At 67.3% G+C, this 14,366-nt stretch carries 12 protein-coding genes and 1 tRNA gene; 6 read left to right on the forward strand and 7 right to left on the reverse strand.

Annotation, left to right across the window (positions count from 1 at the left end):
- Positions 1-7: 7 nt before the first annotated feature.
- Positions 8-772: a hypothetical protein gene (locus VV02_RS19560; protein WP_052594265.1), complete on the reverse strand. Its 765-nt coding sequence runs from the start codon at positions 770-772 to the stop codon at positions 8-10.
- Between the two features lie 95 nt (positions 773-867).
- Here VV02_RS19560 and VV02_RS19565 point away from each other — a divergent pair.
- Positions 868-939 (forward strand) — tRNA-Arg (locus VV02_RS19565).
- Positions 940-1,007: 68 nt separating this feature from the next.
- Here the strand turns inward: VV02_RS19565 and VV02_RS19570 are convergent.
- Genes VV02_RS19570 through VV02_RS19585 form a run of 4 tightly spaced genes read right to left on the reverse strand, consistent with a single transcriptional unit; the run spans position 1,008 to position 5,601 of the window.
- Positions 1,008-2,000 carry a LacI family DNA-binding transcriptional regulator gene (locus VV02_RS19570; protein ID WP_052594267.1) on the reverse strand — a complete coding sequence of 331 codons (993 nt, stop codon included), beginning with the start codon at positions 1,998-2,000 and terminating at the stop codon, positions 1,008-1,010.
- 40 nt (positions 2,001-2,040) lie between these two features.
- Positions 2,041-2,991, reverse strand: a complete 951-nt coding sequence (locus VV02_RS19575; protein ID WP_083450300.1) for a carbohydrate ABC transporter permease — start codon at positions 2,989-2,991, stop codon at positions 2,041-2,043.
- The gene (locus VV02_RS19580; RefSeq protein WP_052594269.1) at positions 2,988-3,953 is read right to left on the reverse strand and encodes an ABC transporter permease; all 966 of its coding nucleotides are present in this window, start codon (positions 3,951-3,953) and stop codon (positions 2,988-2,990) included. The genes VV02_RS19575 and VV02_RS19580 overlap by 4 nt, the downstream gene beginning before the upstream one ends.
- Before the next feature lies 1 nt (position 3,954).
- Positions 3,955-5,601, reverse strand: a complete 1,647-nt coding sequence (locus VV02_RS19585) for a type 2 periplasmic-binding domain-containing protein (protein WP_052594271.1) — start codon at positions 5,599-5,601, stop codon at positions 3,955-3,957.
- A 195-nt stretch (positions 5,602-5,796) separates the two neighbouring features.
- On the opposite strand from VV02_RS19585, the gene VV02_RS19590 reads away from it, so the two are divergent.
- Together VV02_RS19590 and VV02_RS19595 are read left to right on the forward strand one after the other, a co-directional pair.
- Positions 5,797-6,882 carry a glycoside hydrolase family 27 protein gene (locus VV02_RS19590; protein ID WP_157063474.1) on the forward strand — a complete coding sequence of 362 codons (1,086 nt, stop codon included), beginning with the start codon at positions 5,797-5,799 and terminating at the stop codon, positions 6,880-6,882.
- Positions 6,883-6,941: 59 nt separating this feature from the next.
- The gene (locus VV02_RS19595; RefSeq protein WP_052594272.1) at positions 6,942-8,120 is read left to right on the forward strand and encodes a Gfo/Idh/MocA family protein; all 1,179 of its coding nucleotides are present in this window, start codon (positions 6,942-6,944) and stop codon (positions 8,118-8,120) included.
- Positions 8,121-8,141: 21 nt separating this feature from the next.
- On the opposite strand, the gene VV02_RS19600 is transcribed toward VV02_RS19595, so the two are convergent.
- Together VV02_RS19600 and VV02_RS26515 are read right to left on the reverse strand one after the other, a co-directional pair.
- Positions 8,142-9,956 (reverse strand): glycoside hydrolase family 2 protein, encoded by a 1,815-nt coding sequence (locus VV02_RS19600; protein WP_052594273.1) that lies wholly within the window; start codon positions 9,954-9,956, stop codon positions 8,142-8,144.
- Positions 9,928-10,986 (reverse strand): LacI family DNA-binding transcriptional regulator, encoded by a 1,059-nt coding sequence (locus tag VV02_RS26515; protein WP_169787721.1) that lies wholly within the window; start codon positions 10,984-10,986, stop codon positions 9,928-9,930. Before VV02_RS26515 ends, VV02_RS19600 begins: the two co-directional genes overlap by 29 nt.
- Before the next feature lie 78 nt (positions 10,987-11,064).
- On the opposite strand from VV02_RS26515, the gene VV02_RS19610 reads away from it, so the two are divergent.
- From VV02_RS19610 to VV02_RS19620, 3 genes are read left to right on the forward strand one after another with little or no spacing between them, the layout of a single operon-like run.
- Positions 11,065-12,429 carry an extracellular solute-binding protein gene (locus VV02_RS19610; RefSeq protein ID WP_052594277.1) on the forward strand — a complete coding sequence of 455 codons (1,365 nt, stop codon included), beginning with the start codon at positions 11,065-11,067 and terminating at the stop codon, positions 12,427-12,429.
- Positions 12,430-12,443: 14 nt separating this feature from the next.
- Entirely contained in the window at positions 12,444-13,394 is a 951-nt protein-coding gene (locus VV02_RS19615) for a carbohydrate ABC transporter permease (protein WP_052594279.1), read from the forward strand.
- Complete coding sequence (locus tag VV02_RS19620) at positions 13,391-14,248, forward strand: carbohydrate ABC transporter permease (RefSeq protein WP_052594281.1); 858 nt, start codon at positions 13,391-13,393, stop codon at positions 14,246-14,248. Before VV02_RS19615 ends, VV02_RS19620 begins: the two co-directional genes overlap by 4 nt.
- Positions 14,249-14,366 lie beyond the last annotated feature (118 nt).

Below are 14,366 nucleotides of genomic sequence, written 5' to 3' on the forward strand. Positions count from 1 at the left end.
AACTCCTTCAGATCTGCGTGGGCGCGGGAATCCCGGCCTGTCCCAGGCCGGTCGCGAGAACGATACGGGCCGCCTCGGCGAGCCGAGCACTCGTCCAGCAGACGGGCGGCTGTCCTGAGGCCCGCCAGGCCAGGGCTGCCTCCGCGACGGACTCGAGGTGCAGGATCCAGGGGCGGGTACGCCCGGCCCGGGCCGCCTCGGCCAGCACCATCGGCGTCTCCGCCACCGTCGCCAGCAGTCGCTCGCCCCCGTCTGCCGGTGGTCTGCCGAGCCGCGCGTGCGCCAGCAGCACGGCGAACAACGGGTCGGCCGGAGTCCGCGACCCCAGCCCTGCGCGAGCGACGTCGATCTGTTGGCCGTCCGCGGATCGTGCGGTGACCCAGCGCGCACTCGCGTCGCCTGCGAGACGGGCGAGGTCGGCGTACGACGTCGTGGTGGCGTCGCGGGTGAGGCGCCAGCTCCGGTCAGGCGCCTGTCGAGCGACGAGCTCCTCGCCCACGCTCGCCACGAGCGTCCGGTCGAGCTGCTGGTCAAGCACCGCGTCGAGGTCGTCGGGTCCGAGGGTCAAGGTCAGCTCGTCCCCGGCGAGGGTGACGCCAGGCGTATGCCGAGCGCTCCCCATCGCTCTCGCGACCGCCGCCGCGTCCCGGCCGGCATGGTCGCGCAGCGCGGTAGTGGTCCAGACGTAGGGCGCGCGAGCCACGTCCGGACGCAGGCGGACCGGCGCCCCGAGATCGGCCGCGAGGACGGCGCCGAGCTGCTCAGGGGTCACGAGCGATCAGTCTAGGAACGAGCCCGCTGATGGCGGTCTGACGCACCGCGTCAGGACTGTTAGTCTTGCTCCTCGCGCCCGCACATCAGGCGCACGCCCCCTTAGCTCAGGGGATAGAGCACCGCCCTCCGGAGGCGGGAGCGCAGGTTCGAATCCTGCAGGGGGCGCCGATCAACATGGTGGTCGTAGCGGGAGACATACCTCTCGCTACGACCACCATTTTGCTGCCGCAACCTCAGGCGCCGCCGCTGGACTGCCGCACGATCAGTTCCCACGGGAAGTCGAACAGCTCACCGGGCGCGCCCTCCCGGTCGCTCGCCCTGCTCCCGATGATCTTCGCGAGCGCCTCGATGAAACCGACCGGTCCGACGGTCGACAGCGATGGGTCGAGTCGCTCGCCCTGAGGCGTGTTGCCGACACCGACGACCGCGACGTCGTTCGGGACGGTGAGCCCGAGTCGGTGGGCGGCTTGGACGACTGCGATCGCGGCGAAGTCGGTGGTGCAGTAGACCGCGGTCGGCCGCGGCGTGGTGCTCAGCAGAGTCAGGGCCGCCCAGTACGCACTCGCCGGGTCGTCGTCGTACGTGCCGAGGTGCTCCTCGCGCACCTGTAGCCCTGCTGTGGCGAGCGACGTCACGTACGCGTCATATCTCGGCCCGCGACGACGCCTGGCGAGCGCTGCCACGTGGTCGTGCCGCTCGAGCAGGTGCTCGACCGCCAGATGGCAGCGCGGCTCAGCGCCAGAGCGCACCACGTCGAAGGCACCGGGCTCGAGATGCTCGTCGAAGACGACGATCTGGACGCCCTCGTCCGCAAGGCGGGTCAGGTCGTCGACGGCGTCGGCGGTGACGCCGTCGATGAAGACGACGTCGGGCGTACGCCGCGCCAACGCCTGACGCCAGTCGCCGTGCGCGAGCACGAGAGCGGTCTTGCCCAAGGTCTCTACGTAGTCGCCCACCGCGTTCGCGACGGCCTGGGACCACGGGTCGGCAAGCATGTGCAGCGACAGCAGGACCAGGTCGGACTTCCCGGTGCGGATCGAGCGAGCCGCATCGTTGCGCCGGTACTGCAGATCCCGCGCAGCCGCCCGGACCCGCTCAGCCGTGGCGTCGGAGATGGTGCGTTCGCGCGCTCGCCCAGCGAGGACGTACGACGCAGTCGCCACCGACACTCCGGCACGTTCGGCGACATGGCGAAGCGTCGGTCTGTCCGACCTGCGTGTAGCCACCGTGCCCCCACCTCCCTCGTCCGCCGATGAAACGGCCGGCTCAACCCTTGACGGCCCCCGTGATGACGCCCTTGGCGAAGTGGCGCTGGATGAAGGGGTACACCATCGCGATGGGAATCAGCGCGAGCACCACGACAGCCATCTGCAGCGACTGCGTCTGCGGAGGCGGGTCGACCCCGAGCTGGTCTGCCGACAGGGATGATCCTTGCAGGACGTAGGTGCGCAGGATCAGCTGGAGCGGCCACTTCGCGGTGTCGTTGATGTAGAGCAGGGCGTTGAAGAAGGCGTTCCAGAAGCCGACCGCGTAGAACAGACCGACCACCGCGATCACCGCCTTCGACAGCGGCATCACGATCCGCCACAGGATGGTGAAGTCACTCGCGCCATCGATCCGGGCACTCTCGATCAGCTCCTGCGGCACGTTCATGAAGAACGCCCGCATCACCACGAAGTTGAAGGCACTGAGCGCCCCCGGGAGGATCAGCGACCACAAGCTGTCCAGGAGACCCAGCTGCTTGACCATCAGGAACATCGGGATGATGCCCGGCGCGAAGAGCAGGGTGAACAGCACCAGCAGGAGCACCGGACGGCCGAACACCACCGGCCGGGAGGTGGCATACGCCAGTGTGATGGTGGTGAACAGCGCGAGCGCCGTGCCGACGACGGTGACGAACAGGCTGACCAGGATGGCGCGCCCGACCAGGCCTCCGCTGAACAAGAGCTCGTACGCGTGGAAGGTCGGGTGCTTGGGCCACAGCACGTAGCCACCGGCGTCGATGACGTCCTGGTCACTGGCCAGCGACGTCGAGACGACCACCAGGAGGGGCACGATGATGGCCAGCGCAAATCCGCCGAGCAGCACGGCCTTCACCAGCTGGTAGAAGGCGTTGGGCTGCTCCTTCCAGACCGGTCTCTGGCTCGCACCGAAGACCTTTCTCCGACTCGTGCCGAGCCAGCGGCGGGTACTGGTCAGGTCCGAAGTGGCGGTCATGCTGCCTCCCGCTTCTGGAAGATTCCGGGCTCACCGAGTCGGTGCGCCACACTGTTGGCCCCCCACAGGAGGAGAGCGCCGACGACGCCCTTGGCCAGACCGGCAGCAGCACCGCTGCTCCAGTCCCCGCCGACCACGCCGGAGTAGTAGGTGAAGGTGTCGAGGACCTCGGCGGCACCGGGTCCGACCGAGTCGCGCTGCAGGATGAACTGCTCGAACCCGACGCTGAGGATGTCGCCGATTCGCAGGATCAGCAGCAGCACGATCACGGTGCGCAGGGCGGGCAGCGTGATGTGCCACATCCGGCGCCAACGCCCGGCGCCGTCCGCCGCAGCCGCCTCGTACAACGCGACATCGACGCTCGCGAGCGCGGCGAGGAAGATGATCATCGCCCAGCCGGCGTCCTTCCAGACCAGCTGTGCCGTCGCGAGCAACGGGAACGTGTCCGGGTTGGTCATGAACGGCACCTCGCCGAATCCCCAGTCCCGCAGCAGGTTGTTGACAAAACCGGCCCCGCCCAGCGACTGCTGGAACAGCGCGATCACGAGCACCCAGGACAGGAAGTGCGGCAGGTAGACCACGGTCTGGAACATCCGCCGCAGCCGGTTGCTCACCAGGGAGTCGACTGCCAGAGCGAGGATCAGTGGCACCGGGAAGAACAGCAGGAGCTGCACGGCAGCCAGCTTGAGCGTGTTGGTCAGCGCTGCCCAGAACAACGGGTCGTCGTAGAGGCTGACGAAGTTCTCCATCCCGACGAACGCGCTCTGGGAGATGCCCAGGAACGGCTGGAAGTCCTGGAACGCCACCACGTTCCCGAGGATCGGGATGTAGAAGAACAGCAGCAGGAACAGGACCCCCGGCAGCATCATCACGAGCATCTGCCAGTCGCGCCGTACGCGAGTACCGAAGGACAACGTGCGGGTGGGCACCGCAGCAGCGGGGGTCTGCCGTCGCAACCGCATGTCAGCTCTCACTGACCGGTACGGACGTGGGCAGCACGGCTTCGAACTCACCGCGAATCTTGTCCCCGCCGCCGGAGCGCCACCGCTTGAGCGCCTCGTCGTAGGCCGACATCTTCTTGCGGCCGGTGACGATGTCAAGCATCGTGTCGCGGAACGCCTCGGTCAGCTTGGGTCCGAGCTTGCTCTGGGCGTCGGAGTAGGTGCCGGCCGTGGGGTTGCGCACCGCCATGGTCAGCAGCCGTTCCTCGGTTGCGTGGATCGCGCGGGTGTCCTCGGGGTGCCCCGCGTTGAAGATCACGCTCTCGGGCGCGCTCATGATGGTGAGTGCGCTGACCAGCCCGGGAGCCTGCTGGTTGCCGGCCGCTGTGAGGACCGGGCTGCCCTTCGCATCGAGGCTGTACTGCTGGCCGGCGTTGCCGTAGTTCTTCTGCAGGTACTCCTTGGTGCCGAACGGCGCCGACAGGTAGTTGATCAGCGCGAGCAGCTCCTTGATGCGGCCTTCGCTCGCCTTCTTGAACGGCGTGAAGCCGACCGTTCCGTAGCCCATGTCGTGATGCGGCTTGGCCTTGCCGTCCCAGCCGAACGGGATCATCGTCTCCACGAAGAGCGTGGGATCCAGTGCCCGGTAGTTCTTGGTGTCTCGCGGGCCCGACGACACGGCCGCGGCGATCTGACCGTTGACGATGCGCGGCGTGGCATCAGCGAGGTTGATGTCCGGGTAGAACACCTTCGCCTGCCACAGCTTCACGGCGAACTCGACGGCCTGCCGGTAGGCGTCCGTCTCGTAGAGATGGGTCAGCGAGCGGTCCTTGCCGACGCTCCAGCTGTTCGGGGCGCCGTACCAGCCCGAGAACATGTGGATCATGTTGATGACCGCGGGCTCGAGGGCGTACTTGTTGTTGGTGCTGAGCTCTTTGCACTTGCCGAGGAACTCCTCGGCGGTGTGGCACTGCAGCCCACCGACCTTCTTCCAGACCTTCGGGTTGCCCATCATCACCTGACCGAACGGCGTGGACGGGATCGGCGCACCCCAGATCTTGCCGTTGACGACCGCGGTCTTCCACGACGCAGGCTTGAGCGCGGCAAGGTTGGGGTACTCCAGCACGGCGTCGCCCGACAGGTGCGGTGTGAGGTCCTGGAACTTCGCCTCCAGCATCGGTGCGATGTTGGGGATGTCCTGGTTGGGCGGCAGCCACATCAGGTCGGGCAGCGAGTCACTGGCCAGCAGGGTCGCGAACTTCTCCGGGTAGCCCGGATCAGTGCCGATGACCAGGCGCAGCTTCCCGCCGAGGGCACCATTGAGCGCCTGCCACATCGCGTTGCTGCCCATGGGCGGTGGAGGCGTCGCGAACGTCTCGGTCAGCGCGCTCACGTCCGACTTCAGAGGCGGCGCCTTGACGCTGGCCACGGCGTCCTTGGGGAAGCTGAGGAATCCGGGCTCCAGCCCCAGCTCCGAGCCGGGCAGCTCGGGAGCCACTCCCTTGTAGGCGCGGTACGTCGGCAGCTTGAGGTCGGCCGAGGCCTTGGCGCCTCCGGAGCCGGACTTCTTCCCGGAGCACGACGACAGCGCGAGGGCACCGAGCGCTGACCCGCTGAGGGCGAGGAACGTACGCCGATCAACCTGGCCTGCGCGGAACGAGGACGACATGAGAACTCCTTCGAGAATCGACAACCTGCTCGTTTCTGCCCGAATCAACCGTGATTTGCGCAAAACTGATCACGGTGAAACGTTAACCTGGGACAGTAGGGGTGCTCGGAGACGTCTCGCAAGACTTTGAACGAAACCTGACCAAACCGGTCTCGCCATCCGGAGAGCGCCGACCAACCCGCCACAGGAGCCGCTGTGCACGACCTCGCGCCCACGCCACCGATGGGCTGGAACACCTGGAACGCCCTGCGTGGCGACTACACCGACGCGACCATCCGGGAGATCGCCGGTGCGCTGGTCAGCTCCGGCATGGCCGCGGCCGGCTACGAGTACGTCTGCATCGACGACTGCTGGAGCGAGATGACGCGGCGAGATGACGGCCGCCTGCTGCCCGATCCGGCCAAGTTCCCGGACGGCATCGCCGCGCTCGCCGACGACCTGCACGGGCGCGGGCTCAAGCTCGGCATCTACTCCTCAGCGGGAAGCGTGACGTGTGAGGGCTACCCGGCCGCCCTCGGCCATGAGGCGATCGATGCGCAGTCCTGGGCCGAGTGGGGGGTCGACCTGCTCAAGTACGACAACTGCGGCGACCACGGCGACCTCACCTGCCAGCAGCGCTACGAGGCGATGGCTGCGGCTCTCATCGCCACGGGGCGGCCGATCCTGTTCAGCCTGTGCGACTGGGGCGAGGGCCGCGACTGGGAGTGGAACGGCGAGGCGCAGGTCGGCCACATGTGGCGCAACACCTACGACGTCCGGCCCGACTGGGCGAAGGTCCTCGAGCTGCTGGACCAGCAGCCCGCCGTGGCTGACCGCATCGGCCCCAACAACTGGGCCGACCCCGACATGCTCGAGGTCGGCAACCCGGGGCTGACCGTGCGCGAGTCACGCGCTCAGTTCGCGCTCTGGTGCGCTCTCAACGCACCGCTCATCGCGGGCAACGACGTGCGGACCATGACGGATGACATCCGCGACGTCCTGACCAATGCACGGGCCATCGCGGTCAACCAGGACTGGGCGGGGCGACCGGCGACGCCGCTGACGACCGGTACCACGACTCAGGTCTGGGTCAAGCCGATGTCTGGCGGTGGCGCCGCAGCGGTGCTGCTCAACCGTGCGGACCCGAGCGCCGTGATCGAGGTGACGCTCGACGACCTCGGGCTCACCGGAACAGAGGCCGCCACGACCGATGTCTGGACCGGCGAGGTCAGTCCGGTCATCGACGGTCAGATCGCGGTCGAGGTCGCCGGTCACGACGCAGCCTTCATCACGGTGCGTTGACCTTGTCCGGCACACGAGATCTGTTGCGCACCAACACCATTCACAGGGAAGAGGAACACATGACAGACGTTCGGATCGGCATCGTCGGCTTCGGGCTCCGCGCCAGTCTGGCGAAGTGGGCGCACCGGCCCGGCGAGGGCTCGTGTGTCGTGCTCGTCGCAGACCCGGACGAACGCGGCCGTGCGGATGCGCTCGAGCGCGTGAGCGGGGTCGACGTCGTCGACAGCCTCGACGCGCTGCTCGCTCGACGTGACGAGATCGACGCCGTCCTGGTGCTCACACCCGATCACCTGCACGCCGATCATGCGGTTCGCACGCTCGAGGCCGGCCTGCCGACCTTCGTCGAGAAGCCCGTGGCGACCACGATCGAGGATGCCGACCGGATCCTCACGACGGCGCACCGCACCGGCACCCGCGTCTACATCGGTCACAACATGCGGCACATGCCGGTGATCAAGGCGATGCGCGAGGTGATCCAGAGCGGTGCGATCGGTGAGGTGAAGGCCGTGTGGTGCCGGCACTTCGTCAGCACCGGCGGCGACTTCTACTTCAAGGACTGGCACGCCGACCGCCGCAACAGCACCGGCCTGCTGCTGCAGAAGGGCGCGCACGACATCGACGTGATCCACTGGCTCGCCGGCGGCTACACGACGAGGGTGAGCGCTGTCGGGGCCCTCGCGATCTACGGCGACATCACCGACCGTCGCGACAACTCCGATCGCCGGATGGTCGACTGGTACTCCCGCGACACCTGGCCGCCCACGGCTCAGAAGGAGCTGCACCCTGTCGTCGACGTCGAGGACATCTCCCAGGCCAACCTCGTGCTGGACAACGGCGTGCTCGCGTCCTACCAGCAGTGCCACTTCACACCCGACTACTGGCGCAACTACACCGTGATCGGCACGAAGGGGCGCCTCGAGAACTTCGGCGACGGCCCGGGCGCGCACGTCAAGGTGTGGACCACCCGGTCGGACGCCTACCGCGAGGACGCTGACCAGGTCATCGAGATCCCCGAGGACGACGGCGGCGGCCACGGTGGCGCGGACCCGTTGCTGATCGAGGAGTTCGTGCGGTTCGCACGAGAGGGCGGCCCGACGATGACCTCACCCATCGCGGCCCGGATGTCCGTGGCAGCCGGAGTCGCAGCCACGACCTCGCTCCGTGACAGCAGCACGCCGGTCACGGTGCCCGAGCTCGACTCAGACGTCATCGCGTGGTTCGACAACGACCAGAGCTGAGCCACCGGAGCGGGGCCGCGATCAGGACTCGATCGCGGCCCGCCGCTCCTGGATCGCACGCAGCCGCTTCACGTCGAGCTTGGTGCCGCGGTCGAAGAGGTAGACGCCGTTCTGCTCCTGGAAGACATCCGTGAGCTGGGTGTAGCAGTAGCCGAACATCAGCGGGTTGTCGAGCAGTGCGTCGACCAGTCCCTGGAAGCGCTCGTAGACCGCTTCCTCACTCGTGACAGCCTCCCCATAGCCCCAGGACTCACGACCCTGCGCGGCCGCGGTGCTCCACCAGATGCCGCCGAACTCGCTACAGAAATAAGGCTGCTCGCGGTACGTCGTCGACCACGGCTCGTCATCCGGGCCAGCGTTGGTGAAGGGCCTGCCGTCGGCCAGCGGCGCCATCATCTCGGCGAACTTCGCCGGGTCCTGCTCGTAGAGGTGCGAGTCGTAGATGTCGGTCTGCTCGACTCGGTGGGAGTAGCCCGAGGTGTCCAGCACCGGTCGCGAGGTATCGAAAGCCTTGGTAGCCAAGAACATCCCGAGCGTCACATCGTCGAGCACCGTGGTGCGGTCGTGCTTCACCTGGAAGGTCTCGTTGAGCGGGCACCACCCGACGATGCTGGGGTGGCTGTAGTCGCGCTCGACCGCTTCGAGCCACTCCGTGATGTAGGACGACCCGGGACGCTGGTGGTCGTTGACGTCGAGCATCGGCTCCCGGCAGCCCCAGTCACCGAACTCGCCCCAGACGAGATATCCGAGCCGGTCCGCGTGGTGCAGGAACCGCTCCTCGAAGACCTTCTGGTGCAGCCGAGCACCGTTGAAACCAGCGGCCATTGACATCTCGATGTCGTCGATCAGGGCCTGGTCCGACGGTGCCGTCATCAACCCGTCCGGGTAGTAGCCCTGGTCGAGCACGAGGCGCTGGAACACCGGCTTGCCGTTGAGCAGCACCGCCTTGCCGTCGATCGCCACCGAGCGCAGCCCGGCGTAGCTCTCGATCTGATCGACCACCTGACCCGACTCGTCCACGAGAGTCAGGGAGAGGTCGTACAGGAACGGGTCGTCGAGGCTCCACAGCCTCCGACGCTCGGAGGGTACGACGAGCACGGCTCGCGCAGTCAGGTCCAGGTCCGCGGGGACCTCGGTCGCGACGACCTCGCCTGCGTCGTCCGACAGCACGGTGCGCAGCTGCAGTCCGCGGCGCGGTCCGCGCACCGGCACCTCGAGATGGAACATGCCGTTCGCGACATCCGGTGTGACGCGCGGCCTTTCGAGGTAGGTCGGCGGGACGGGCTCCAGCCAGACGGTCTGCCAGATGCCGGTCGTGCGACCGTAGACGGCCGCCGATCCCTCGAGATCCCTCGTCTGCTTGCCGCGTGGCTGGGGACCGTGGTGGGTGTCGCGGCAGCGCACGACCAGGATCGCTCCGTCGCGCAGCTGTCCACCGGGACCGAGGTCGACGGTGAACGATGTGAAGCCGCCCCGATGGCGGCCGCGCTCGACGCCGTCGACCCACACGGTGGTGTCGTAGTCGGCCGCGCCGAAGTGGAGGAGGATCGTCGAACTTGCCCATTCTGCAGGGATGTTCAGCGCTCGGCGGTACCAGACGGCTTCCAGGAACTCCGCCGTCCGACCGAGGCCGGACAGCTCGGACTCCGGGGCGAAGGGCACCGTGATCTCATCGACCAGGTCTCCCTGGAGGAGGCCACGCTCGAGGCCGCTGTCGGTCGGATCGACCTCGAACTGCCACTGGCCGTTGAGGTTGAGCCAGGCGTTCCGTCGTACGGACGGCCGCGGGTACTCAGGGCGGGGAAGGTCAGACACCGGATGTACCTCCGTGGGCATCGAGTGGATGTGAATCAGGAGTGCTGCCAGCCGTGCTGGCGCGCACTGCGATCTGGTGCTCGATCACGACGTGCTCGCGAGAGGTCACGCCGTGCTCGATCTGGTGGAGCAGCTGATCCAGGGCCGCATCAGCGACAGCGGTCTTCGGGACGGCCACTGAGGTGAGGGTCGGCACGGCGAAGGAGCTCTCCACGATGTCGTCCCAGCCCATGACCGCGACGTCGTCGGGCACGCGAACACCCAGCTGGTGCAACGCAAACAGCGCCCCGAGCGCAAGCTCGTCGTTGTAGCAGAAGATCGCGTCGGGCCGGCTGCTGAGCGTCATCAGCGTGCGCACGGCGTCGGCGCCTCCGGCCCGGTCGAACGACGTGGGCGTCCGGATCCAGCCGCGCCGGACCGGTAGGCCGGCCGACCTCATGGCGGCGCGATAGCCCTTCGTACGAACCTGGCCGGTCTCCCCGCCGGGCCCGGACTGATGGCCGATCACCGCAATCTCCTTGCGCCCCAACGAGATCAGGTGATCGACGGCCGACTTGGCCGCAGCCAGGTTGTCGCATCCGACCCACGCGATGTCGAGCGCCTCGGCGTGCTCCCCAAGCATCACCAGGGGCATCGCTCGTCGGCGCGGATCGAGGTCCTCGCGGGTCAGCGCGAGCGGGCTGACGACCGCGCCCTCCCACAGCTGGTCGGCGGCAGCCTGCGCGAAGGGTGACCGCTCACTGTCGCGGCGGCCGTCGGTCTGGTCGATCACCAGCGTCCGACCACGCCGGCCGGCCGCGGTCACCATGGCGTCCGCGAGCTCAGCGAAGTAAGGCTGGGAGAGCTTGGGTACGAGCAGACCGAGCACACCCGTACGGCCTGTGCGCAGGCGACGCGCGACCAGGTTGGGCTGGTAGTCGAGCTCGTCGATGGCCTTCTGGACCAGCGCGCGCGTGGCGTCGGAGACCTGCGGGAAGTCGTTCACCACGTTGGACACAGTCCTGACCGAGACCCCCGCCCGTTGGGCGACATCACGCAACGTCGTCGGCACAGAGGGGAAGTTATCAGAAATGCTTGCAACGTTGCATGCAACGATGCAATGCTGCCGCGCAGAGCACAAGGAGGTGCCATGGACGCTGTCGCCCCAGCCGGCCAACCACAGCCGCGCCACGCCCGTCTCAGCCGCCGGGTGGTGCTCGCAGGCGGTCTTGGCGGACTGGCCGCCGCGACGCTCACCGGCTGCGGATCCCCCGTCGCGACGGGGCTCGTCGGCGCCGCTCCCCCAGCCGATCGACTGACGTACTGGAGCCTGTTCACCGGCGGTGACGGCGACAACATGAAGCTGATGCAGAAGGCGTACAGCAGGTCCCACCGCAACGTCTCCCTCAGCCCCTCGATCCTCGCCTGGGGCACGCCGTACTACACCAAGCTCGCCCTCGCGACGGCCGGTCACCAGCCGCCCGACGTGGCCGTCGTGCACCTCTCCCGGCTGCAGACGCTGGCTCAGGCCGACCTCCTGTCGGACCTCCCGGCCCAGGAGATGACCAGCGAGGGGATGCCGGCGTCGGACTTCACGCCGGCCGCGCTCACGAAGGCGACCTACGACGACAAGCTCTACGCGGTGCCTCTCGATACGCACCCGTTCGTCATGTACTACAACCTCGACATCTGCCGGAGGGCCGGCCTGCTCGACGCGAGCGGCCAGCTCAAGCCCATCGAGGGGCCCACAGAGCTGACCGCGGCATTTCGGGCGGCGCAGAAGGTCACCGGCAGCTACGGCGCCGTCATCGCCGTCACCAATGACCCGTCGACCAACTGGCGCTGGTTCGCGACCCTGTACTACCAGCTCGGCGGCACCGTCATCGGCGATTCCGGTGCCACCCTGACACTCGACGACGACAAGGCCGCTCAGGCCCTGTCCTTCATGCAGAGCCTGACTAAGAGCGGCCTGATGCCCAAGAGCATCGACGGACCTGGTGTCACCTCATTGTTCAGCAGCGGCAAGGCGGGCTTCCTGCTCGACGGAGAGTGGGCGATGCCGACCTACAAAGCCACGCCGCTGAAGTTCAGCATCGTCCCGGTGCCCAAGGTGTTCGGTCCCAAGCAGGTGGCGTTCGCCGACAGCCACGCCCTCGTGATTCCCAAGAACAGCGCGATGAGTCACGAGAAGCGTTCTCTCGCCTTGGGATTCATCAAGTCGCTGCTGCAGAGCAGCCTCACCTGGGCGCAGGGCGGGCACATCCCCGCCTACCTCCCGGTCCAGCAGAGCGCGAGCTTTCGCAACCTCAAGCCTCAGTCGTCGTACGCCGCCGCCGCCTTGAGCGCCGAGTACGACCCACCCGGCTGGTACTCCGGCGCCGGGAGTCAGTTCGAGAACGTCGTCGGCGCCGCTGTGGCCAGCAGCCAGTCGGTGACGACCACGCCCGCAGCCGCGGTGCGGGCCATCCGGTCTGGTCTGACTCCTTACACCAGCGCCAAGCCGCCGGTGAGCTGACGGAAGGCACAGCCATGGCAACGACAGTCATCGACGACCCGGCCGGCATGGTGGCGCAGGCCCGACCGACCAAGAAGATCCGCGCCGGTCGCGACGAGCACCGGGCCGGCTGGTGGTTCAGCGCACCGTTCCTTGTGCTCTACCTGCTGTTCCTCATCGGGCCGGCGCTCTACGGCGTGGTGATGAGCTTCTTCAACTCCACCTCCGTGCGACCCGGCCTCGGCGAGTACGTCGGGCTCCAGAACTACCGAGACATCTTCGGCAGCAGCGACTTCTGGGCCTCGATGGGCCACACCCTGTGGTTCACGGTCCTCACGGTCCCGCCGCTGGTCGTGATCGCGTTCGTGCTGGCCATCCTGACCGAGCGCGTGGTGCGCGGCCGGTCCTTCTTCCGGTTCATCTTCTTCGCCCCGTTCGTCATGCCGGCCACCTCGGTGACGCTGATCTTCACCTGGCTGTACGCCTCGGAGATCGGGCTCGTGCCGCACTGGCTCGACAAGCTCGGGATCACCTCGCCCAACCTTCTCGGCGAGACGAAGTGGGCGTTCATCTCCGTTGCGGTGCTGACGATCTGGTGGACCGTCGGCTTCAACTTCGTGCTGTTCCTGGCTGGGCTGCAGGACGTGTCGCGCGACGTCTACGAGGCGGCCGCCATCGACGGCGCCTCTCCCCTGCGGACGATGTGGTCGGTCACGCTTCCGCTGCTGCGGCCCACGATCGTGCTCGTCACGATGCTGCAGATCCTGGCCAGCCTGCAGATCTTCAATCAGATGTATCTGATGACAGGGGGCGGTCCCGGCACGTCGACCAGACCGGTCATGGAGTTCATCTACGACGTCGGGTTCTCCGACTACCGAGCCGGGTACGCCGCGGCGGCCACGATGGTCTACTTCGCCGTCGTCCTCATCGTCTCGATCATCTGGTACGCGCTGCAGCGCTACTCCCGCAAAGGAGTTCGGGCATGACAACGGCCAGCAGCAACGCACTGGACTACAACGGACGCTCGCGAGCGTTCAAGACCTTCTCGCTCCTGACGCTCCTCGTGTTCGCCCTCATCTGGGTGGTGCCGCTGCTGTTCGCGGTCACGACGTCGCTCAAGCCCGAGGGTGAGATCGCGGCCAACCCGACCAGCTGGTGGAGCTCACACTTCTCCTTCGACGCCTACTCCAAGGTCATCGACAACACGCCGATCATGACCTGGTACCTCAACAGCCTGATCATCGCGGCGCTCACGGTCGTCATCACCCTGCTGGTGACCTCGATGCTCGGGTTCGCGCTGTCTCAGACTCGGTTCAGCGGCCGCGGCGCGGTCTTCGGTCTCGTCCTCGCGGGCCTGCTGCTGCCCGGTCAGATCCTGGTGCTCCCGCTCTACCAGATGATCCAGGGCATGCATCTGCTCAACACCTACTGGGCGATGGCGATCCCTGCCGCCGCGGCACCCATTGCGGTGTTCATCTTCGAGTCGTTCTTCTCGGGCCTGCCGCGCGATCTCGTCGAGGCGGCGCGCATGGACGGCGCTTCCTGGTGGACGATCTACTGGCGCGTCTGCGTGCCACTGTGCCGCCCAGCGATCTCCGCCGTCGCGATCTTCACTTTCGTGACCAGCTGGAACAACTTCCTGTGGCCACTGCTGGTGATGAGCAACGTCAACCAGATGACGATCCCGGTCGGAATGGCAACGGTGCAAGGCGGATTCGGCATCATGTACGCCCAGCTCATGGCCACCGCTGTGCTCGGCGCTCTCCCGTTGTTCGTGGTCTTCATGCTCTTCCAGCGACGGATCGTCGAGGGCGTCGCCAACACGGGCATCAAGCAGTAAAGGCCAGACGCTGACGGCCAGCGCGACCCCAAGGGGACATCAGGCGTACCCATGATGTTGGCCAAGGCTTGGCAAGATGCGTTGACCCGGTTGTCCACGGATCGAGACGGTGAAGCCA

This window comes from Luteipulveratus mongoliensis (assembly GCF_001190945.1).
Classification (GTDB): Bacteria; Actinomycetota; Actinomycetes; order Actinomycetales; family Dermatophilaceae; genus Luteipulveratus; species Luteipulveratus mongoliensis.